Raw genomic sequence first — 16,293 nt, 5'->3', positions numbered from 1 at the left:
ACACCATGCCGTAGCTAATTTATGAATTGAATGTGGGGATTACCGGACGGACACGTTGAATTGTATTTAGCTGCACGTGTTTTGTGTCAATTAAAACAGGCGTCTGCCCAGCGCATCAATAACGCTAAGCAGCATGCTTAGACTAGATAATGGGTTCGTAATGCCATTGGTGAGCGTCGTAGTGGATTTGTGCGCGGTCGTATTCCCGTTCAGAACGCCAGTTTCTATTGTTTAGCTTAGCCGATACGCCCGGGTATAGACGCTTATTGGCGATAAGCTTTATATCCGACTGGTAGGTGTCTTTTGCTGTTTTGACCTCGTTAGCTTTATTTTCTAGCCATTCCAGCAACGCACTCTCATTATTAAACAACTCGACCGCTTCAGCGGCTTTGCGCTGAAGCTCTTTAGGGATTTTTTTACTCTGGATCAGGGTTATTTTTTCTTTATGCTTCAAATTGTTTTCACGAATCTGTCGCAGTAGCTCATCTAACGAGTCTTTTCGTTCTAATAACTGATTAAAACCAGGGCTAAAGTCTACTTTTAACGTGCTACCAGATACGGCGCCAAGTGTACCCGCTTCAACCCTACTTTGGCTTATAATGTCGCAGGCAAAAAGGTTGCCCATAGGTTTGTCGATTTGACCAACAATAACGGCTCCGCCGCAGCGAAGACGACTATACGCAAGCTGCCTACCTACCGTTATATTCCCGCTACATTGTACATCTATACCTTGACCGTGCTGTACGTGAATACTGCCGGCTGCAACTAATTTGCATTGAAATTCACCTTGGGTGTCGTTAACTTTGCCCATAGCGCCTTCAGTAATGATAATGTCGCCGCCAGCTTCGATATGCGCTGACTCAACAAAACCATTTATGGTTACATCACCAGCCGCTTTAATTTTCATTTTTTCAGTGACATCGCCGTTAACTAATACCGCGCCTTCGTAATTAACGTGCCCAGTACCTACATTTACGCCATTACAGATAAAGGTGTCATCGATGTTCATGATCTGATCGCGATACTTAGGCATACCAGAAATAGATGACATAAGAAGGTTGGCGTCGCTGTCTGAAACTACGGTGCCGCTTCCCATTTTAAAGTCAATCCACTCACCAGATACGGCGGGAAGCTTATTCCCTCTTACATCAAAACCTGAGCGACCTTGCGTGGGCTCGGAGCGCCTTAAAACAGGGGTGTCAACTTTGACACAAATAACTTCACCTAAGTTACGCATGTCAACGCGCTCACCGTCATTTGATTGAGGCTTAAGTACACGTTCTAATGCATTGGGAACGAGTGGAATAAATTTGGAGTTTTTACCATTTCGAGGGGGAAGCCCCTTCGCCACGGTTTCTTCAAGTACAGTACCTGGCTGAGATTGCTTGGCTGCATTGAGCATAGCGGTTATGGTTTTGGTACTCAAGCCACGAACAATTCTGTTTTTAGTCGCTAAAGATTTGATAGTGCTAAGTGACGGAAGCTTTCCGCCATAAGGTGCGGTGAGGATAAGGTTTGCCTTCATGCCATCCTCTGGGACCCTCAACTCCACCTCGGCGTTTTTGCGCTCACCTATCCGCTCTTGAACGATAGTACTATCGCCGGTTTTAAAATAGTGGTTTGCAGTGTCACAGGCTGTTTTTAGTGCTTTTTCCGACACATAAAGTCGTTTTGTTTCGCCGGTATCTAGCAGTTGTCTTATTTCTCTTATGTCCACTTCTGACGTAAATTCAGAAGGGTTGAGCATCAGGTTAATATAGGTTCTAGATTTATCGAAACTTATTGTTACGCCGTTCATGACATCGTTCTTCCCTTGCGCACGTGAATTATTATTATCGGCAGCATAGACTCGTTCCTTGACCTTGTTTCACAGGTTGCCGTCCGTCTATACACTTCCCATAATTTATGACGTTCTAAAACCTCCGTCAAAGGTTTTCGGCATATTGATAAAGGGCACGCAAAATCGCTTGCTTATCTGGATTGTCACTGTGTTCCTGAGCGAGTGACTCAAGCTTCATCATGTAAGATTCTAATGTTATTGAGCCATGAAACGCGGGATCAGTCAGGCGTGCTTGACGGTGGTACTGCCATTTTGTCATCTCATCGGCTGTCAAAGTATTGGGATAGTTTCGTGCTCGGTAACGAAACAACAGCTTCTTTAGTCCCTGATGTTGCGTTTTGTCACTGAACGTGGCCAGCGCTTCTGGCTGAGCGTCAATTACGCTCTCACACCAGCGCCTGTCCTCGTCGTTTAAAAAACCACCACTGTAAAGCGCATGATCGATATCTTGTTCGTTCTCGTGTTGTTCGCTCTCATACAAGGCTACAAGCTTGCTAGCCAGTTCTGGTGTGGTGGCTAATTTTTTATAGTTCTCTAAGCAACGCGCTCTGTTCAACCCAAGTCGCTCCGCATTGTCTTCTGTCATCGCCTTTGCCGTAGTGATGAAAGGAGAACGGTTCACGTGTATGAGTTTAATGCCCGGACGCTCTCGCGGGTCGTCAAACGTATCTGAAGGTGCATAGAGCGCTTGTTTAATATCATCCGGCGAATCATTGATTAAGCTTTCGATATCATGGGATAAATCAACAACAATAAATGCGTTCGAATTGGTAGGGTGTTTAGCAATTGGCATCACCCAAGTACAGCAACCTTGAGAAGCAGGCAGTTTTGAAGAGATATGCAATAAGACGGAAGGTTTGCTCAAATCAATTTGTTGCATAACCGTATGTTTGTTGCGTAAAGACAACGCATAATCAAATAAGCGAGGCTGCTTTTCTTTGATAAGCTTAGCCAGCGATATTGTGGCATACACATCGTTTAACGCATCGTGAGCGTTGTCGTGGCCAATGTTATTTGCAGCGGTTAGGGCTTCAAGTTTGAAGCTCGGTGCGCCATCTTCTCGCAGTGGCCAGTTTATTCCCTCTGGTCGCAACGCGTAACATGCCCTCGCCACATCAATAATATCCCAGCGGCTATTGCCGTTTCGCCATTCTCGCGAATACGGGTCGTAAAAGTTTCGGTAAAACAAATAGCGCGACACTTCATCATCGAAACGAATACTGTTAAAGCCCACGCAGCACGTATTGGGTGTAGACATTTCCTGATAGATTTTTGCGGCGAAATCGGCCTCGTTAGAGCCGTCTCTTATCGTCTGCTGTGGGGTTATTCCTGTTACCAAACACGCTTCTGGATGAGGTAAGTAATCGTTGGCAATAGCGCTCATAATATTGATAGGCTTACCTATAACGTTTAAATCCATATCCGTTCTAACAGCAGCGAATTGGCAAGGTAGATCTTTTTGTGGGCTCGTGCCAAAGGTTTCAAAGTCGTGCCAAAGAAATGTATTGATTTCGTTTTCTTCTTTTATGCTTCTTTTTGCACTGAAGCCCTCGTATTTTAAAGGTTCTTTCATATTTAACCCGCCTTATCGTTTCACTTTTGCGTCAAATGCGCTTATTTAAAGCTTGAATATGTTTCGCTGTTGTGTCGAAATATCGCGACTCATGTGTCGAATGATATTTTTAACTATGGCCCTTACGGAATCTAAGCTTCAGGCATTACACGGAAAGAAAAACAAAAACACAAAAATCATTCCCGATAGGGATGGACTTTACATTAGTTGTGGATTGAAAGGCAAACTAACTTGGGTGTTCCGCTATCGCTTTGAAGGCGTTCAAAAGCGAATGACGTTAGGCACATACCCTGAATACTCGTTAGATGAGGCCAGGGAAAAGTTGATTGGATTAAGGCGAAAACTTTATGAAGGCGCCGATCCAAAAGTGCCAGAAGTAGAAACAAAAAAGAAAGTCACGTTAGCGTATTGCGCTGAGAAATGGCTAGAGATTAAAGTGCCTACTTTGAAGCCTAAGACGCAAGGCCAGTACAAAAGTACAGCAAGCATATATTTACTTGATAAAAACTTTAATGTCGATGTGCAGACCGCAGCGCGTGAAGAATGGATCCGCTACTTTGATAAGGTGGCTGAAAAAACGTCACGCGTTAACGCTGGCCAGGTGCTTAAACTGGTAAAGACAGTTTTACGCTGGGCTCGCTCTCGTTCCTATATCACTGGCTCTGCTGTACTCGATTTTGAAATAAGCGCAGTAGGCGATAAACCAAAGCAAGGGCAGCGTAATTTACAGATGCACGAGGTTGGTTTGCTGTGGGCTATGATCAACAAGTCTAGGGCAACACCAGCCATAAAGAATTGCACCAAGCTATTGCTTATTTTCGGTGCGCGTAATGGCGAGATACGCGAAGCACCAAGAAGCGAGTTTGATTTAGAGCGGGGCATTTGGACGTTACCACCGGAGCGAAGTAAAAACGGTAAAGAGTTGAGAAGGCCTATACCAGAAAAAGCTAAAGCCATTATTCAAGAGCTTGATGATACGTATGGTAAAGATGGTTACTTGATACCTGGCGCACACTTAAACACCTTTGTTACCCATCCCGCCTTGCGCCGATACGTTGTAAGACTTCGCTTAAAAATGCTTGATATCGATAAAGGGTGCCGTGCTTTTACACCGCATGACTTCAGGAGAACTATTTCTACCCGACTTTCTGAGCAGGGTGTTTTACCTCATGTAACTGAGAAAATGCTAGGGCATGAATTAGGTGGGATAATGGCCGTTTACAATAAACATGATTGGATAAACGACCAATTAGAAGCGTATGAACTATGGTGCAAAATGATAAGTGAAGCGGCCCAAGAGGAATTAAGCCGCCTCGCTAACGTGTGATTTCATTTTGATGTAGTGATCAACATCGATTGAAGAGTAGCGAAACTTCTTCCCGGTAAAAAGACTTACCGGTTTTGGGAAGTCCGGGTCATAATGCTCACTGCTTGGGTTGGTTAGCTTTTCATAAGTTGAACGACCCACGCCAAGCTTTGCAAACAATTCGTTTTGGCTCATAAAGTATGGGCCACGAATTTTAACTTTCTTTACTTCTTCACTCACTTTGCTTCCCCCTTCAATACACTTTCAAGATAAACGATTCTCTCAATGTCTTCGCGTGAGCGCGAGAATACCTCTTCATGTGTGATATCCACCCATTCGCCTTTACAGTAAACGTCTGAGTAAGCAGCACCAGACCTAAAATAATCACCTTCATTAAAGTGCGTCCAGCCTTCAGGCCCATTCGCTAGCATTTCTTGGTTAGTCATTATGCCGCTACCTCCATCTTGTTATTCTCCCACGTAGACAAGTAATCAAACGCACCTAGCTTGGTGTAAATCTTATCTAGTGTTTCAATTTCTAAATCTACCTTTTCACCGATAGCAGGAACGGCTACCCATGCCAGGGTGATAACGTGTAGGTTATTTTGCCTTGCTAAAAAGGCTTTGTGGTGTTTGTTCAAGAACTCATTAAGTCGCGGGTCAGACTGGCGATACGCTGACTCACAATGAACCGTTTCACTCACGATGTACTCTTTGCCGTTTTGGTCACGGCACACTACCGAACACTCGAAATACCATTTCCACGGAAGACCAGCGATAAGTTCAGCGACTTGTTGAGAAACCTTAACTTCATTACACGATTTGTAATTCATTACCGTGCAATACTTTGCCTTCACCTAATACCATGGCAATGCAAAGGTTTTTAAGCGCAGTTCTGGCAATCATTTGCTTGCGCTTGATTGGGGTGTTTGCTTTGCGCTTAGTCACTTCTCTTGCTCCTTGCGTATGTTTGGAATTAAAGCTTCAATATCTCTGCGCTCTAGCGTTCCGTAATTGTATTGCTCTAAAAGAGAGTCTTCTAGGCTTACGCAGCGTTGTTTTAGCTGTTCGTATTCCTCGCGCTTTACCCAATCGCCATCGGGATGCTCAGTTACTTTTAATTCGTTTGAGTAAATGCGCTTGGTCACTTTATAGAACCTAGACATCATCTTGCTCCTTGCGTAGTTGTTCAAGTTGCTCATCAAGCCAGATCGGATTAACGCTGTAATCATCTAATATAAAACCTCGCATAAAATCATTTTCAATAAGCAAGATTTGCGATTTAATCTCCAACTCCTTAACACGCTTATTAGCTCTTTCAATTGCCAAGCTTTTGTTATGCGACTCGTTAGCTAAGTCAAGATTGTACTTTTCAAGTTCATCAATGCGCTTATTTGCTATGTCTAAAGCTTTTAGCACTTTAGACATTTCAGAGCCGTTTAGACATTCTTTAGACATTCTCTTGCTCCTTGCGTAGTTGTTCTGAAAACTTAACCGCTGAATCAACGAGGTCTCTAGCGCTAACACCTTCCATATATTTAACCTCATATAGCCACTCGTTAAACGCCTCAATCTTCTGCCTTATGGCGAATTTGTTTAGCGCCTGCTGTGCGCCTCCTAAATAAATGTCTTCAAATAATCGCATTGCATCTTTAAAGCCTGAAGAATAAATTTTATCTGTATTAGGGTGGAATCTATTGGATTGGTCGAGAATGGACCTAAAAGCTAACGACTCTTGCTCCAACTCCTTCACGCGCTCATTAGCCTTTGCTAGTTTCTGACATAACTTCACATTCTCTTCGTGCGCTGTCTGCGCAAACGCTAACAACTCACTACGGCTCATGTGGTGTAATCGGTCTGGTATAAATGCGTTGCTCATTCCACCACCTCATATTTACTCATATACTCGTCAAACTCGACAGCGCTAACATTTAAGTGAGCAGCGTACTCTGCAAGTAAGTCATACTCTTTTGCGCTGATTGTAGGCTTGATTGGTTTTTCTTCCAAATCACCTGTAAGAACATATTCACCTCGTCTATTCAGCACCAATACAAAGCCGTAATCGTCGGGTTTGTCGTGTATTATCACGCAATCCTTGTGAACACCGTAATCACAGTATGTGTGCGTCCACTCAGGCTCGCTCTTAGCTTTAGCAGCAACACAAGCCTCGAATTCTTTGTATGTGCAAACTTGGTAGCAGTAGTTAACAGGAATATAATCGCTAATCCAGAGCTCGAAGTTATGACTCTTCATGTTCCAAACGCAAACGCAATCCTCAGGCTCACTCCACTTGCCTCCCAAGGCCTCAACCGCATCCTCAACCGTTTTGCGTGGCTGTTCTGGCTCGCGTGTTGCGATGGTTTGCCAGTTTGATACGTAATCGCACCATTTTTCTTGCACGAAGCACCATATTTTTATGCCTTTCCTCCAGGTAAGTCTATTGCCGTATTGAACTAATTCTTCTGCACCCTCTGGCGCTAAATCCCAATTAATATTACTCATGCCACTTCCCTCATCATTTGCATGTGTTCATTAATCACATTGACTAGCTCTTGCGTGTAGGCTTTAGAGCGTTTAATTTCTTTAGCAATCTGGCCCGTAGATTTACCAGCCATCAGTAGGTTTTGCGTTTTAATGACACATGAAGCGCTTACCCACTGAACACGACCGTTTAAAAATATTGTTGTCATAGGAATCCTTAGCCCCCGAAGGGGCTCTTAAAGTGATTAAGCGAGTGGCTAGTACGGTATGTCAAAATCATCGTCCAGCGGAAAGTTAGGCTCACCCATAGGCTGCTGCTGCTGACCTTGTGGCGCTTGATTGCGCGGTTGCTGACCTTGCCCGTTTGCCTGGTGTTGGTAATTATTATTACCCTGTTGGTAAGAATTGTTACCTTGCTGGTTTTGGTTGTTTGGCGAGGTGCCAAAATCCAATGAGTTAACAATGACAACGGGGCGAGAATGCTTAACACCATCCTTTTCCCATTCATCAAGAACAAATTCGCCAGTGACAGTAAGCTTTATTCCCTTGGTGATGTATTGCGCCATCTTCTGCGCACGCTCACCGAACATTTTGCATGTTACCCAACTGGTTTTTTCGTTATCGCCCCAGCCTTGCTTTACTGGCAAGCTGAAGGTGCCGATAGCTTTTTGGTTAGGCGTGAAACGCAAATCAAACTCACCGCCAACGTTACCCGATGCTGTAAATACGTTAATCGCCATTATGCTGCCTTCCTTAAATTATTTGCTTTTACTGCTTCAACAAACTCGCGTAGCTCTTTGGCCCACGGTTTATTTTTCTCTTCAACCATTGCCGCTAGGTTATCCATGGCGTTTAATTCCATGATGCTAAATTGGCGGGTCACTCTTTGCTCTTGAACCACTTCAGCCTTTGGCTGCGCTTCCTGTTCTGGCTGAACTTCTTGCGCTTGTTCACGTTGGGCTGACTCCTGTGCAATTTGATTTGTTGCTGCCACGTACTGCTTGTGCTTTTCTTCTTGCTCGGCCAGTTGGCGCTTGTATTTTTCCTCCGCTTCCACTCTTGCTTTTTCTGCGGCTTCTTTTGCAATCTGCTCTCTCTCAAGTCGCTGCTTTTCTGCGGCCTGTCTGCGCTCTTCTGCTTCCTCTTTTTCCCTTATTGCGCGCTCTCTAGCTTCAAGCTCTTCCTGTCTGCGCTGCTGTTCTTCCATGGCAATTGCTTGTGTAAGTAAGCCTGAAAGCTTATCCATTATTTCCGCGTGCTTGCTTACCGCTTCATTGGTGCGCTCTTGAAAAATTTCGGGGTTAAAGTCATGGTCTGCCAGTTCATCAATCAAGCCCTCAATGACGGTTGAGGTTGAGCCTATGGCAGTTTCAAGCGTACTGGTCATGCTGTCGAAAGCGTTTTGAATTTGAGCCTGTCTAGCTTCCTCCTTGCGCTTCTTCTCTGCATCAACTTCGCGGTATGCGTCCACAAATGGTGTCATTACCGTTTCAATTCTGTCGGCAAGTGGCTTTAGGTTGCTATCAACCAATTTCCCAGCGGCAAGAATAGGGGCTTTTAGCTTCTTTCTTGCATCTTCAAGCCCTGACTTAATTGGCATTAGGTCGCGTCTAACTGACTTGCAGTAGTTGTAACCATCTTTACTGCTGGCATCTGGCACAACTGAGCCGTACTGCTCTTCAATGGCGGCTACTTCGCTTTCAGCATTAGCAACAAATTCGCTAATTTCTGTCGATGCTTGTTGTAAGGCGATTTCTGTTTTCTCTGTATTAGCTTGCATTTTGTTGTTCCTCCTGAGCGAAGCGCTCTTTAATTAATACTTCAATGCGTTCAAGGTACTTCTTCGGGTTAATCCCCATAGCGTCACATCGGGTTTGAGCTTTTTTGCTAAGTTTGCGCATAACTGCCTGGAATGATGCTGGCGAACTTACCTTTTGAGCTGCTTCAACTTCTGCCGCCATCCAGTCATTAAACTCAGTGATTTGCTGTTTAAGTTCAGCTTCTTTTTCCTCAGACTTCTCGATCTCGTATTGGGCGTTAACACCTCTTACGTAATCTTGATCATCAAATAAGCCCATGTGAATATCAGCGTTGAAGCCAATATCTGTGAACGCTTTGGTTATGGCGTCAGTGCGCACCTTCTTGACCGCTTCATCATCAATTCTTAAATAACCTTGACCACCGTCAGTGATGTAGGCCTCTTTGATGCTTGAAGCGATAGGTAGCTCAAAGCGCTCACCGCCAAACACGTAAAAAGCGGTTGCTCTGTAATGAAGAATGCAAGTTTCGTTTGAAAAGTGAGTGCGATCGTAATCTTCAGTGCCAGCGACCACGCCCCAGCCTTTTCCGTACATTCCAAAAGCCCGAGTGATGTTCATTTTTTTATACTGAGCATCAACCATGGTGCGGTTTTGGCCGCTTACTTTACCTTTTTTAACAAAATTGGAATCCGTTTTGCTGTAACGCTTCCAGAACTCAAGATTCTTTGTTTCGTGTTCGCTACCCATGATTGCTTGCTCCTTTAATATTTTTCACTAAACCGACAACTTCCACTTTCCAACCGTTAGGACGGTTGATTACCATTGCGTGAAGCCCCAATGCTTTCCACATGCGCTTTTCTGCAAGCGCTTTGTGGTACTCTTTGTAAGTAACGAAAATCATGCTGCTACCCTCCGGTATTTCCTGAGGCGCACTGATATCGGGTTTTGCTTTCTTATAGAGCGAGCGAAAGGAAGCATTACGGCAACTGGCGCTTTACCTTGCCACTTTGCTAAGCGGCTAAGCTCTTTCATCATTGCGCGGTAATACTCTTGGGGAGAAGCGAAAAACATTTTTACTTCTTCACCAGTTTTCTCATGACTGTATAGGGTGCCTTCACCATCACACTCACTGCATTCATTGGTATGGCCACACTCACAACAATCAGATTCGCCCTCACCGTCACAATGCCAACATGCAATTTCTACATGAGTATCAAGGAAGGCTGCTTTTGCATTTTCTGCCCACTCTTCATAGCTAGGTAGTATCACGCCGCGTCCTCCATAGGGTTGCCATCCTTAGCAGACGATGGAACTGTTTCACCTGCTGGGAAAGGGCTGATTACATCAATAGGCACATCAACGTTGTTAGCCATTTCAAAAAACGCATCTACGGCTTCAGTTTCAAGATTTAGCGTTGTGCCTGGTACACCTTCAAGACATAGCGTTACATCGGTGTCACGTGAATTGGTGATAGTTTCTAGGCGAGTAAAATACTCACTGCCATTTACGCCACTATCACGCCATTGAAGGCAAAATAAGCCTTTAGTGTTTGTGGTTCGGATTTCCATCGTTTATCATCCTCGTTGCTATGGCTGCTCTGTCGTCCAAAACTTCGCAGCCGTGGTGTGTGCCCCTTCGGGGGCGCGGTTAAATTAGTCGTAGTACCACTCGGTTTCGTAATCGCCAGCGTGCTCGCCTTGATCTAGTGCAAACTCGGCATTCGTCACATAGGCGTTGTACAGGATTTTTTCAAATCGGTAGAAAGGGCCAAGAGCAATTGATTTACGGCAGTCCTCTCCGTCAACCTTTAATGAGAATATTGTCAACTTGCCTGTTTTACGGTCTTCGCTAAGGCCAATTCTGAAGTCGCATTGATATTCTGATTTATCACTTTCCTTATCTATCGCTATCCAGTAGCTGCTGTAGGACTTATTTATATGAAGACTTATTTCGCCCTCTGACTCATCTTCTTTAGCGCCGTCAACTATTTGCTCTACAAGCCAACTCAAATTAATTACATCGGGAACTTCCGACATAATTTCTTTCAATTCGCTATCGAGCACTTCAACCAGCTTGTCGTCATAAAAGCTCTGCGCTGCCAACTTGAGGCGTTTACTGACAAAATCATGATATTTAGGGATATCACCTAATGATTCAGCGGTAGGCATGATTGCCTCAGTCATTTTTTCCTTCATTAGCTTTGATAAATCACCCCAGCTAGAAAAAACATCATCAGCAACACGTTTGATAAATTCGTCTACCTTTACCTCTATAGCTTTCTCAACAGCGCCGTTTTTAATCTTTTCGTTGAGTATGTTGTTGAACATATCTGAAACTGATACCGCTTCAGCATCTTGCTTTGGTGAAAATTGAGCTTCGTCTTTCATGGTTTTTCCTTTATTAAATTGCCCTTCGGGGGCGCGGTTTACTTCTTAAAATCAATGCTCTTTATTGCTTCTACCATTGAGATAACAGCGATAAAGAAAAGTGATACTAGTGCTATCGCAATAAGCGTTAATGCCGTGTTCATTCTTCGATCTCACCTTGGCCTGCGCGGATAAATGCGCCAACTAGGAACGCAAAAGCACCCATTAAACAAAACAAGCTAATTACAAATAAAAACGTGATCATGCCGCTTCCCTCATTTCGTGACCGCTTGTGTAGTGCTTAATAACTATTTCAAGCATTGAATTGGTGCCCAGCTTTTCGCTGATATTTCTCAAATGAAATCGCACCGTGTCTTCTGCGCGGAAAAGCCTGGCGGCAATTTCTTTACGGCCCACACCGGTCACTAACTGGTCGTAAACGCGGCGTTCAGCTTTCGATAGCAATTCAACACCAGGCATACCGACTTCATTGGCGTAGCCCATGCCAATGTAGTGCTGTGCTACTACTTCACGTGTTGAGTAAACGCCAAGCTTTTTGAAAATATGGGCACTGTGCTGCTTTACGCTTCGCACTGAAAAGCCAATTATCTTGGCCGCAGTGCGCTGGCTAAATCCTTTTATCATCAGGTCATAAACCTGTTGTTGGCGTGGTGTAAGATTCATGCTGCTTTCCCCATCAATAGTTCGCCCAACGTGTAGCCCTCTGGCGCGTTGTTCGTGGTATCAAGCGCATGTTTGATTAGGCCTTTGGTTTCGGCTTGGCGCTGATTAACTAAAAGCGTTTTGGCGGCATTGGTGTTAAGCACTGCGGCTGCCAACTCTTCAATGAAGCTGGTTTCTTCAAGCAGGCTCTGCAATGCAAATTCAAGATTAACGGTGTGAGGGTAGTCAGCCCATTTAAGTGAAACTTCATCGAATAAAACAGCATCAGACAAAGTAGAAACAATGCTTTCTTGTTCCCATTCGCTTAAATCAGAAAAGCCATTTACTTCTGGCTGATTCGCATGTTGCGCGATTTGATTTGATACGGGGCAGTAGGTCATGTTTTTTATCCTTTTGCTTTGTGTGAATAACAACACTTGTTTTAGGTTAGATAACAAAAGTTATATTGTCAATAACAAAAGTTATATTTCAGGTGCAAAAAAAACCGCCTCTGTGGGCGGTCTATGGATCACTAATGTTCTAGTGCTAGCAATTTTACTGGCTTTAGTTCCTTACTAGGGCTATTGATTTTTACATGGAAACGCTTCTCTTAAAGCATCAACAACAATAGCATTAGCTGCTTTGTTCCATTTTTCAGGATTGTTTTTTAGATGCTTTGCTACAATGGCATTAACCTGGCCGCTGGTGACGCCTACGGTCATACAAAATAAGATTTGGTCTCCAAAATCGGCTACACCGATTACGTATCCACTAAATAAACCTGATTGAAATGATCCATTTTGTTTTTCATCTTCAAGCATCCATTGATAGAGTTTATTCCCATCGGTAAATCCAGCAATGGCGGCATTGATGGGTAACATTAAAGCTAATATTAATATAACTTTTTTCATCATTTCTCCTTGTGAGCGTTAAAGTCCATTTGAAGGGCGGTAATGTTTAATAATTGGCTTTTGTAATTATTCACATTGTATGTTTATAGTTAGTTTGATCAATTGGATAATCTAGTAGCCCACGCAAGAGCCTGTTCGGCAAGGTTCTCTTTATCTGTATGAGATACTATTGAAATGTCACTGCTGTCCATATCTAAATAAAATCGATCTAACTTTGTTTGAATGGCAATGTCAGTTGCTTCATCACTATTAGATGAGAGCACTATGACGCCGCACTCCTTGTGGCTCTTATCAGTATTCTTCGCAATATGAATATTGCTAGCGCCTCTATTAAGATTTGTTTCTACAGACTGTGCAGACTTTTGGTTGGCTAATATAACGGCGCCTAACTTTCTATCTGAACGAATTGGAATGTTAATAGGGACGGTATAGTTGCCATGCTTGACAAGCACTTCACTTTGGTCTGGGAAAAACTCTGATGCATTACCTGAGTAATTAGTTTTTGCAAAATCGCGCAAATAGTCAATAAGCTGTTTAAGTCTAGCGCCAGCCTCTTTTTTCTCAGCCATTTGTTTTTGTGTAGGGCGGTTAAGTGGAACGGTATCTTCAAACAAATAATTTAAGATTTCATCGACACTTTCACCCTTGAATATACTTCTTTCAGAAAAGTGAATATGCTTTGATGTGCAGAAGACGTTATCTTTTACACTCAACTCTGCCGCTTCTACAAATAATTTGAACGTATTAATATAGCTTTCGCCATACAAGCAGCGAATTCTTTCAAAATTTTCTAGAGTTTTACAGTGCAGCATGCCATCAACATCAAGCGCCACACCGATATTAATACGCTCCTGCGTAACTATATCTGGCGTTACTTGAATCTGGAAAAAACGCCCGGTAACGAGAGGTTTCTCGGGTTTATTTTTTATTAACTTGTCGAGCGCTAACATAGCATACCCATCTTTTTAAGAAGCCGACTTTCGCTGTATTGTGCCCGATTCTTGTAAAAATCTCCAAGAGCTTTTACCTCATCGGGCGTAAGCAGATCCTGCCACCATGATAAGGTATAGTCTAGCATATTTACTAAGTTAGCGCTGTGGGATTTGGCTGCATCAACAACTAGCGATTTAATTGTTGAGGGCAGTCCTTTGGGGAACAAAGCGGCTGTTATTACGCAACGAGTATCACTGTTTGGATCTAAATCTTGGAGAGTCCAGTCTGGTTTAAAGGGTGATTGATCATGATCGAAAATCCAAAAGGAAGTTAGGTCACCAGACAAGATAACGTTACCTGTGTTTCTGTCTGGATTAGCAATGAGATTATCAAAGGCGATAAGGCTAGCAATACCGTTGATTTTTGCTAAGGCCTTTAGTGCTAATTCGTATTCCTTAGTACCTTCCTTGAAATAGCTGTTTGGCGTTTTACCTACTATCGTATTAGTCGCCCAGCCATAAGCATCACCTGTGACTTGCGCGGTTGGAAACGCATTAAGAATATCACTCTGTTTTATTTTGATAATACAGGCATGTTCAGGAACTGGTTGCCCATCAAGCCGAGCGAGTATGTACGCTGTTATTTCGTTGTTTAACTGCTTGTAGTCTGAGAACAATTTAACATGACAGCGAAGCTGTTTGTCGTCATATCTAATTTTGGCAATATGTGTATAGGATGACCTGCCATCATCAACATCTGCCAACTTCCCTAAATAGCAATCAGAAGATAAAACTTGTATTTTCTTCATCTAATCCCTTATTTGACTATCTAACCCTTTTTTTATGGATTCACTAGGTACTGCAATTTGTTTGGGTGAAAATCCAGACTCTATAATAACCTTAAGTGATTTATAAACGCTGTCTGGAATAGAATTTTGCTTATCAAGCTCCTGAATAAGCATAACAAGATCAGCTGCGCTGTAACTTAACCCTTCAAGTTGGCTTGAATTGCTGTTCTGTTCTTCGCCAGTTTCCAGAAAGTCAACAGACACCCTCAGTATCTTAGCGAACCGATTAATATCCTTTGGCTTTTTGGTCTCGCCATTCTCAATTTTTGAAATTGTGGTCTGAGACACCTTCGCCTTTTCGGCTAACTGCAATTGAGTTAACCCCGCTTTTTCACGAGAAAAAGTAAATCTTTGAGCAAGTGTTTTCATACGCGAAATATCACAACAAAAGTTTTATTTTGCAAATAACAAAAGTAATGCTAGGATATAACAAAAGTAATGTTGGGATTTGCAATGGAACACGAAAGCCTAAAAAGGGCCGTCAAAATTATGGGTAGCCAGACCGCTTTGGGTAAAGCGATTGGTAAATCTCAAGCCCACGTTTGGGCGTGGCTGCATAGGGATAAGCGCGCCCCTGCTGAACAAGTTATTGCAATTGAAAAAGTATCTGGTGTGCCACGTTACGAGTTGCGACCAGATATTTATCCACCTGAAGAATACCGAAAAGCCAGTTAATACGGAGATAAAGGCTATGTACGCAGACCCAAGAAAAATCAAAAAGAACGAAGTGAAAGTTCGTTTAGATGATGACGTTAATGACTTGCTTGAAGCGCTGGTAAAAAACACTGGCGGACAAAAAGCGGTAATTGTTCGTGACATTTTCATGCGTGGCCTAAAAGAGTCTGTTTCGTTTGGAAGTAAAGAGCGTACAGCAGCTTAAAACATTAACGAAGAGCCCTTTGCGGGTTCGCACTGGACTTTTTAAGGCCCTCAATAATGACCGACGAAACAATAGAGCTCAGCAACGAAGAGTTAGAACTACTACAAAAACATGCAGATGAGCTTGGCGTAACTCTTGAGGAAGCAGCGCAACGAGCAATGCTTGAAGGTCTTGGCTCTGTATTAACCGATATTAGCCCTTCATCAATGGCACTAACAAAGATTTTGAGGGACTCAAAAGTCCCTAATAAGTGAGGACAAAGCAGCGTGAAACCGTTTAGAGCGAGTCGCATTACTGGGATAGGGGTGGCCCCCTCAAAAGAGGGAGCCGGTTTTTACATAAAAGAGATGACATCGAGTATCGCATACAACAGTACGGCAATTGCCAATAAAGTTTTTGCTACATCGACTTTAATCTCTAGCGTAAGGAGCTTCTTCATGATTGGTACTCATGCAAAAGACCCGAGCGCTCAGGTCATAAAAACCTGTTATTTATATCCCGCATTACGCATAGCGGCTCGCTCGCCTTTAACTAGTGTCAGGCTCGCTATTCTTCGTCGGCTTAAAAAGCGGACAGGAAGCCTTACCATCGGCACCCCAGACCTTTGGCATAGGTCATTACTGGCAGGGAGAAGCCACTTGTTAGAAAGCGTACCAGCCAGCAAGCCTAAAATATCACAAGCTTTTCTGTATTCAAATACGCAACAGGAGCAAGCAGCATGAGCAAAGTCATTC

29 protein-coding genes are annotated in these 16,293 nt (G+C 43.4%); 5 read left to right on the top strand and 24 right to left on the bottom strand.

Annotated features, from left to right (window positions below; genetic code table 11):
* Positions 1 to 142: 142 nt before the first annotated feature.
* Complete coding sequence (locus JC525_RS09245) at positions 143 to 1,798, bottom strand: DUF342 domain-containing protein (protein WP_198815577.1); 1,656 nt, start codon at positions 1,796 to 1,798, stop codon at positions 143 to 145.
* 127 nt (positions 1,799 to 1,925) lie between these two features.
* On the bottom strand, positions 1,926 to 3,413 hold the full coding sequence (gene sbcB, locus JC525_RS09240) for an exodeoxyribonuclease I (protein ID WP_233095083.1): 1,488 nt from the start codon (positions 3,411 to 3,413) through the stop codon (positions 1,926 to 1,928).
* Between the two features lie 100 nt (positions 3,414 to 3,513).
* Here sbcB and JC525_RS09235 point away from each other — a divergent pair, with 100 nt between their 5' ends.
* On the top strand, positions 3,514 to 4,740 hold the full coding sequence (locus JC525_RS09235) for a tyrosine-type recombinase/integrase (RefSeq protein WP_198815576.1): 1,227 nt from the start codon (positions 3,514 to 3,516) through the stop codon (positions 4,738 to 4,740).
* Here JC525_RS09235 and JC525_RS09230 read toward each other — a convergent pair.
* The 22 genes from JC525_RS09230 to JC525_RS09130 form a co-directional block, all read right to left on the bottom strand.
* On the bottom strand, positions 4,717 to 4,959 hold the full coding sequence (locus tag JC525_RS09230; protein ID WP_198815575.1) for a helix-turn-helix transcriptional regulator: 243 nt from the start codon (positions 4,957 to 4,959) through the stop codon (positions 4,717 to 4,719). The genes JC525_RS09235 and JC525_RS09230 overlap by 24 nt on opposite strands.
* Positions 4,956 to 5,165 carry a hypothetical protein gene (locus JC525_RS09225; protein WP_198815574.1) on the bottom strand — a complete coding sequence of 70 codons (210 nt, stop codon included), beginning with the start codon at positions 5,163 to 5,165 and terminating at the stop codon, positions 4,956 to 4,958. The genes JC525_RS09230 and JC525_RS09225 overlap by 4 nt, the downstream gene beginning before the upstream one ends.
* Positions 5,165 to 5,551, bottom strand: a complete 387-nt coding sequence (locus JC525_RS09220) for a hypothetical protein (protein ID WP_198815573.1) — start codon at positions 5,549 to 5,551, stop codon at positions 5,165 to 5,167. The genes JC525_RS09225 and JC525_RS09220 overlap by 1 nt, the downstream gene beginning before the upstream one ends.
* On the bottom strand, positions 5,532 to 5,666 hold the full coding sequence (locus JC525_RS20110) for a hypothetical protein (RefSeq protein WP_269822342.1): 135 nt from the start codon (positions 5,664 to 5,666) through the stop codon (positions 5,532 to 5,534). The genes JC525_RS09220 and JC525_RS20110 overlap by 20 nt, the downstream gene beginning before the upstream one ends.
* On the bottom strand, positions 5,663 to 5,884 hold the full coding sequence (locus JC525_RS09215) for a hypothetical protein (protein WP_198815572.1): 222 nt from the start codon (positions 5,882 to 5,884) through the stop codon (positions 5,663 to 5,665). Before JC525_RS09215 ends, JC525_RS20110 begins: the two co-directional genes overlap by 4 nt.
* Positions 5,877 to 6,176, bottom strand: a complete 300-nt coding sequence (locus JC525_RS09210) for a hypothetical protein (RefSeq protein ID WP_198815571.1) — start codon at positions 6,174 to 6,176, stop codon at positions 5,877 to 5,879. The genes JC525_RS09215 and JC525_RS09210 overlap by 8 nt, the downstream gene beginning before the upstream one ends.
* Positions 6,169 to 6,597: a hypothetical protein gene (locus tag JC525_RS09205; RefSeq protein WP_198815570.1), complete on the bottom strand. Its 429-nt coding sequence runs from the start codon at positions 6,595 to 6,597 to the stop codon at positions 6,169 to 6,171. The genes JC525_RS09210 and JC525_RS09205 overlap by 8 nt, the downstream gene beginning before the upstream one ends.
* A complete protein-coding gene (locus JC525_RS09200) occupies positions 6,594 to 7,220 on the bottom strand; it encodes a hypothetical protein (RefSeq protein ID WP_198815569.1) in 627 nt (208 codons plus the stop codon). Before JC525_RS09200 ends, JC525_RS09205 begins: the two co-directional genes overlap by 4 nt.
* Positions 7,217 to 7,408, bottom strand: coding sequence for a hypothetical protein (locus JC525_RS09195; RefSeq protein ID WP_198815568.1), 192 nt, complete (start codon positions 7,406 to 7,408; stop codon positions 7,217 to 7,219). The genes JC525_RS09200 and JC525_RS09195 overlap by 4 nt, the downstream gene beginning before the upstream one ends.
* A gap of 48 nt (positions 7,409 to 7,456) precedes the next feature.
* Positions 7,457 to 7,939: a single-stranded DNA-binding protein gene (locus tag JC525_RS09190; RefSeq protein ID WP_198815567.1), complete on the bottom strand. Its 483-nt coding sequence runs from the start codon at positions 7,937 to 7,939 to the stop codon at positions 7,457 to 7,459.
* Positions 7,939 to 8,979: a hypothetical protein gene (locus JC525_RS09185; RefSeq protein WP_198815566.1), complete on the bottom strand. Its 1,041-nt coding sequence runs from the start codon at positions 8,977 to 8,979 to the stop codon at positions 7,939 to 7,941. The genes JC525_RS09190 and JC525_RS09185 overlap by 1 nt, the downstream gene beginning before the upstream one ends.
* Complete coding sequence (locus JC525_RS09180; RefSeq protein ID WP_198815565.1) at positions 8,969 to 9,706, bottom strand: hypothetical protein; 738 nt, start codon at positions 9,704 to 9,706, stop codon at positions 8,969 to 8,971. The genes JC525_RS09185 and JC525_RS09180 overlap by 11 nt, the downstream gene beginning before the upstream one ends.
* Positions 9,699 to 9,860: a hypothetical protein gene (locus JC525_RS09175; protein ID WP_198815564.1), complete on the bottom strand. Its 162-nt coding sequence runs from the start codon at positions 9,858 to 9,860 to the stop codon at positions 9,699 to 9,701. The genes JC525_RS09180 and JC525_RS09175 overlap by 8 nt, the downstream gene beginning before the upstream one ends.
* Entirely contained in the window at positions 9,857 to 10,228 is a 372-nt protein-coding gene (locus JC525_RS09170) for a hypothetical protein (protein ID WP_198815563.1), read from the bottom strand. The genes JC525_RS09175 and JC525_RS09170 overlap by 4 nt, the downstream gene beginning before the upstream one ends.
* A complete protein-coding gene (locus JC525_RS09165; protein WP_198815562.1) occupies positions 10,225 to 10,527 on the bottom strand; it encodes a hypothetical protein in 303 nt (100 codons plus the stop codon). Before JC525_RS09165 ends, JC525_RS09170 begins: the two co-directional genes overlap by 4 nt.
* 84 nt (positions 10,528 to 10,611) lie before the next feature.
* Entirely contained in the window at positions 10,612 to 11,346 is a 735-nt protein-coding gene (locus JC525_RS09160; RefSeq protein WP_198815561.1) for a hypothetical protein, read from the bottom strand.
* A 240-nt stretch (positions 11,347 to 11,586) separates the two neighbouring features.
* The gene (locus JC525_RS09155; protein ID WP_198815560.1) at positions 11,587 to 12,009 is read right to left on the bottom strand and encodes a LuxR C-terminal-related transcriptional regulator; all 423 of its coding nucleotides are present in this window, start codon (positions 12,007 to 12,009) and stop codon (positions 11,587 to 11,589) included.
* Positions 12,006 to 12,389, bottom strand: a complete 384-nt coding sequence (locus JC525_RS09150; RefSeq protein WP_198815559.1) for a hypothetical protein — start codon at positions 12,387 to 12,389, stop codon at positions 12,006 to 12,008. The genes JC525_RS09155 and JC525_RS09150 overlap by 4 nt, the downstream gene beginning before the upstream one ends.
* A gap of 180 nt (positions 12,390 to 12,569) precedes the next feature.
* Complete coding sequence (locus tag JC525_RS09145; protein WP_198815558.1) at positions 12,570 to 12,899, bottom strand: Rap1a/Tai family immunity protein; 330 nt, start codon at positions 12,897 to 12,899, stop codon at positions 12,570 to 12,572.
* Positions 12,900 to 12,997: 98 nt separating this feature from the next.
* On the bottom strand, positions 12,998 to 13,849 hold the full coding sequence (locus JC525_RS09140; protein WP_198815557.1) for a DUF3037 domain-containing protein: 852 nt from the start codon (positions 13,847 to 13,849) through the stop codon (positions 12,998 to 13,000).
* Positions 13,843 to 14,640: a hypothetical protein gene (locus JC525_RS09135; protein WP_198815556.1), complete on the bottom strand. Its 798-nt coding sequence runs from the start codon at positions 14,638 to 14,640 to the stop codon at positions 13,843 to 13,845. Before JC525_RS09135 ends, JC525_RS09140 begins: the two co-directional genes overlap by 7 nt.
* Positions 14,641 to 15,048 carry a helix-turn-helix domain-containing protein gene (locus JC525_RS09130; protein ID WP_198815555.1) on the bottom strand — a complete coding sequence of 136 codons (408 nt, stop codon included), beginning with the start codon at positions 15,046 to 15,048 and terminating at the stop codon, positions 14,641 to 14,643.
* A gap of 84 nt (positions 15,049 to 15,132) precedes the next feature.
* Between JC525_RS09130 and JC525_RS09125 the strand changes: the two genes are divergently transcribed.
* The 4 genes from JC525_RS09125 (at position 15,133) to JC525_RS09110 (ending at position 16,281) form a co-directional block, all read left to right on the top strand.
* A complete protein-coding gene (locus JC525_RS09125; RefSeq protein WP_198815554.1) occupies positions 15,133 to 15,354 on the top strand; it encodes a transcriptional regulator in 222 nt (73 codons plus the stop codon).
* A gap of 16 nt (positions 15,355 to 15,370) precedes the next feature.
* Positions 15,371 to 15,559 (top strand): hypothetical protein, encoded by a 189-nt coding sequence (locus JC525_RS09120; RefSeq protein ID WP_015066972.1) that lies wholly within the window; start codon positions 15,371 to 15,373, stop codon positions 15,557 to 15,559.
* 56 nt (positions 15,560 to 15,615) lie between these two features.
* A complete protein-coding gene (locus tag JC525_RS09115; RefSeq protein WP_198815553.1) occupies positions 15,616 to 15,813 on the top strand; it encodes a hypothetical protein in 198 nt (65 codons plus the stop codon).
* A 183-nt stretch (positions 15,814 to 15,996) separates the two neighbouring features.
* Positions 15,997 to 16,281, top strand: a complete 285-nt coding sequence (locus JC525_RS09110) for a hypothetical protein (protein ID WP_198815552.1) — start codon at positions 15,997 to 15,999, stop codon at positions 16,279 to 16,281.
* Positions 16,282 to 16,293 lie beyond the last annotated feature (12 nt).

Origin of the sequence: Alteromonas sp. IB21 (assembly GCF_016405965.1) — a bacterium.
Classification (GTDB): domain Bacteria; phylum Pseudomonadota; class Gammaproteobacteria; order Enterobacterales; family Alteromonadaceae; genus Alteromonas.
The sequence above is the reverse complement of the archived record's forward strand: the minus strand, read 5'-3'. Positions and strand labels throughout refer to the sequence as shown.

What these genes read in the sequence shown, in the direction of transcription:
- JC525_RS09225 (WP_198815574.1), bottom strand. Translation starts at nt 5,165, where the DNA reads ATGACTAACCAAGAAATGCTAGCGAATGGGCCTGAAGGCTGGACGCAC.
- JC525_RS09165 (WP_198815562.1), bottom strand. Translation starts at nt 10,527, where the DNA reads ATGGAAATCCGAACCACAAACACTAAAGGCTTATTTTGCCTTCAATGG.
- JC525_RS09245 (WP_198815577.1), bottom strand. Translation starts at nt 1,798, where the DNA reads ATGAACGGCGTAACAATAAGTTTCGATAAATCTAGAACCTATATTAAC.
- JC525_RS09115 (WP_198815553.1), top strand. Translation starts at nt 15,616, where the DNA reads ATGACCGACGAAACAATAGAGCTCAGCAACGAAGAGTTAGAACTACTA.
- JC525_RS09140 (WP_198815557.1), bottom strand. Translation starts at nt 13,849, where the DNA reads ATGTTAGCGCTCGACAAGTTAATAAAAAATAAACCCGAGAAACCTCTC.
- JC525_RS09190 (WP_198815567.1), bottom strand. Translation starts at nt 7,939, where the DNA reads ATGGCGATTAACGTATTTACAGCATCGGGTAACGTTGGCGGTGAGTTT.
- JC525_RS09175 (WP_198815564.1), bottom strand. Translation starts at nt 9,860, where the DNA reads ATGATTTTCGTTACTTACAAAGAGTACCACAAAGCGCTTGCAGAAAAG.
- JC525_RS09150 (WP_198815559.1), bottom strand. Translation starts at nt 12,389, where the DNA reads ATGACCTACTGCCCCGTATCAAATCAAATCGCGCAACATGCGAATCAG.
- JC525_RS09185 (WP_198815566.1), bottom strand. Translation starts at nt 8,979, where the DNA reads ATGCAAGCTAATACAGAGAAAACAGAAATCGCCTTACAACAAGCATCG.
- JC525_RS09110 (WP_198815552.1), top strand. Translation starts at nt 15,997, where the DNA reads ATGATTGGTACTCATGCAAAAGACCCGAGCGCTCAGGTCATAAAAACC.
- JC525_RS09200 (WP_198815569.1), bottom strand. Translation starts at nt 7,220, where the DNA reads ATGAGTAATATTAATTGGGATTTAGCGCCAGAGGGTGCAGAAGAATTA.
- JC525_RS09195 (WP_198815568.1), bottom strand. Translation starts at nt 7,408, where the DNA reads ATGACAACAATATTTTTAAACGGTCGTGTTCAGTGGGTAAGCGCTTCA.
- JC525_RS09235 (WP_198815576.1), top strand. Translation starts at nt 3,514, where the DNA reads ATGATATTTTTAACTATGGCCCTTACGGAATCTAAGCTTCAGGCATTA.
- JC525_RS09130 (WP_198815555.1), bottom strand. Translation starts at nt 15,048, where the DNA reads ATGAAAACACTTGCTCAAAGATTTACTTTTTCTCGTGAAAAAGCGGGG.
- JC525_RS09120 (WP_015066972.1), top strand. Translation starts at nt 15,371, where the DNA reads ATGTACGCAGACCCAAGAAAAATCAAAAAGAACGAAGTGAAAGTTCGT.
- JC525_RS09145 (WP_198815558.1), bottom strand. Translation starts at nt 12,899, where the DNA reads ATGAAAAAAGTTATATTAATATTAGCTTTAATGTTACCCATCAATGCC.
- JC525_RS09125 (WP_198815554.1), top strand. Translation starts at nt 15,133, where the DNA reads ATGGAACACGAAAGCCTAAAAAGGGCCGTCAAAATTATGGGTAGCCAG.
- sbcB (WP_233095083.1), bottom strand. Translation starts at nt 3,413, where the DNA reads ATGAAAGAACCTTTAAAATACGAGGGCTTCAGTGCAAAAAGAAGCATA.
- JC525_RS09205 (WP_198815570.1), bottom strand. Translation starts at nt 6,597, where the DNA reads ATGAGCAACGCATTTATACCAGACCGATTACACCACATGAGCCGTAGT.
- JC525_RS09135 (WP_198815556.1), bottom strand. Translation starts at nt 14,640, where the DNA reads ATGAAGAAAATACAAGTTTTATCTTCTGATTGCTATTTAGGGAAGTTG.
- JC525_RS09220 (WP_198815573.1), bottom strand. Translation starts at nt 5,551, where the DNA reads ATGAATTACAAATCGTGTAATGAAGTTAAGGTTTCTCAACAAGTCGCT.
- JC525_RS09210 (WP_198815571.1), bottom strand. Translation starts at nt 6,176, where the DNA reads ATGTCTAAAGAATGTCTAAACGGCTCTGAAATGTCTAAAGTGCTAAAA.
- JC525_RS09155 (WP_198815560.1), bottom strand. Translation starts at nt 12,009, where the DNA reads ATGAATCTTACACCACGCCAACAACAGGTTTATGACCTGATGATAAAA.
- JC525_RS09160 (WP_198815561.1), bottom strand. Translation starts at nt 11,346, where the DNA reads ATGAAAGACGAAGCTCAATTTTCACCAAAGCAAGATGCTGAAGCGGTA.
- JC525_RS09215 (WP_198815572.1), bottom strand. Translation starts at nt 5,884, where the DNA reads ATGTCTAGGTTCTATAAAGTGACCAAGCGCATTTACTCAAACGAATTA.
- JC525_RS09180 (WP_198815565.1), bottom strand. Translation starts at nt 9,706, where the DNA reads ATGGGTAGCGAACACGAAACAAAGAATCTTGAGTTCTGGAAGCGTTAC.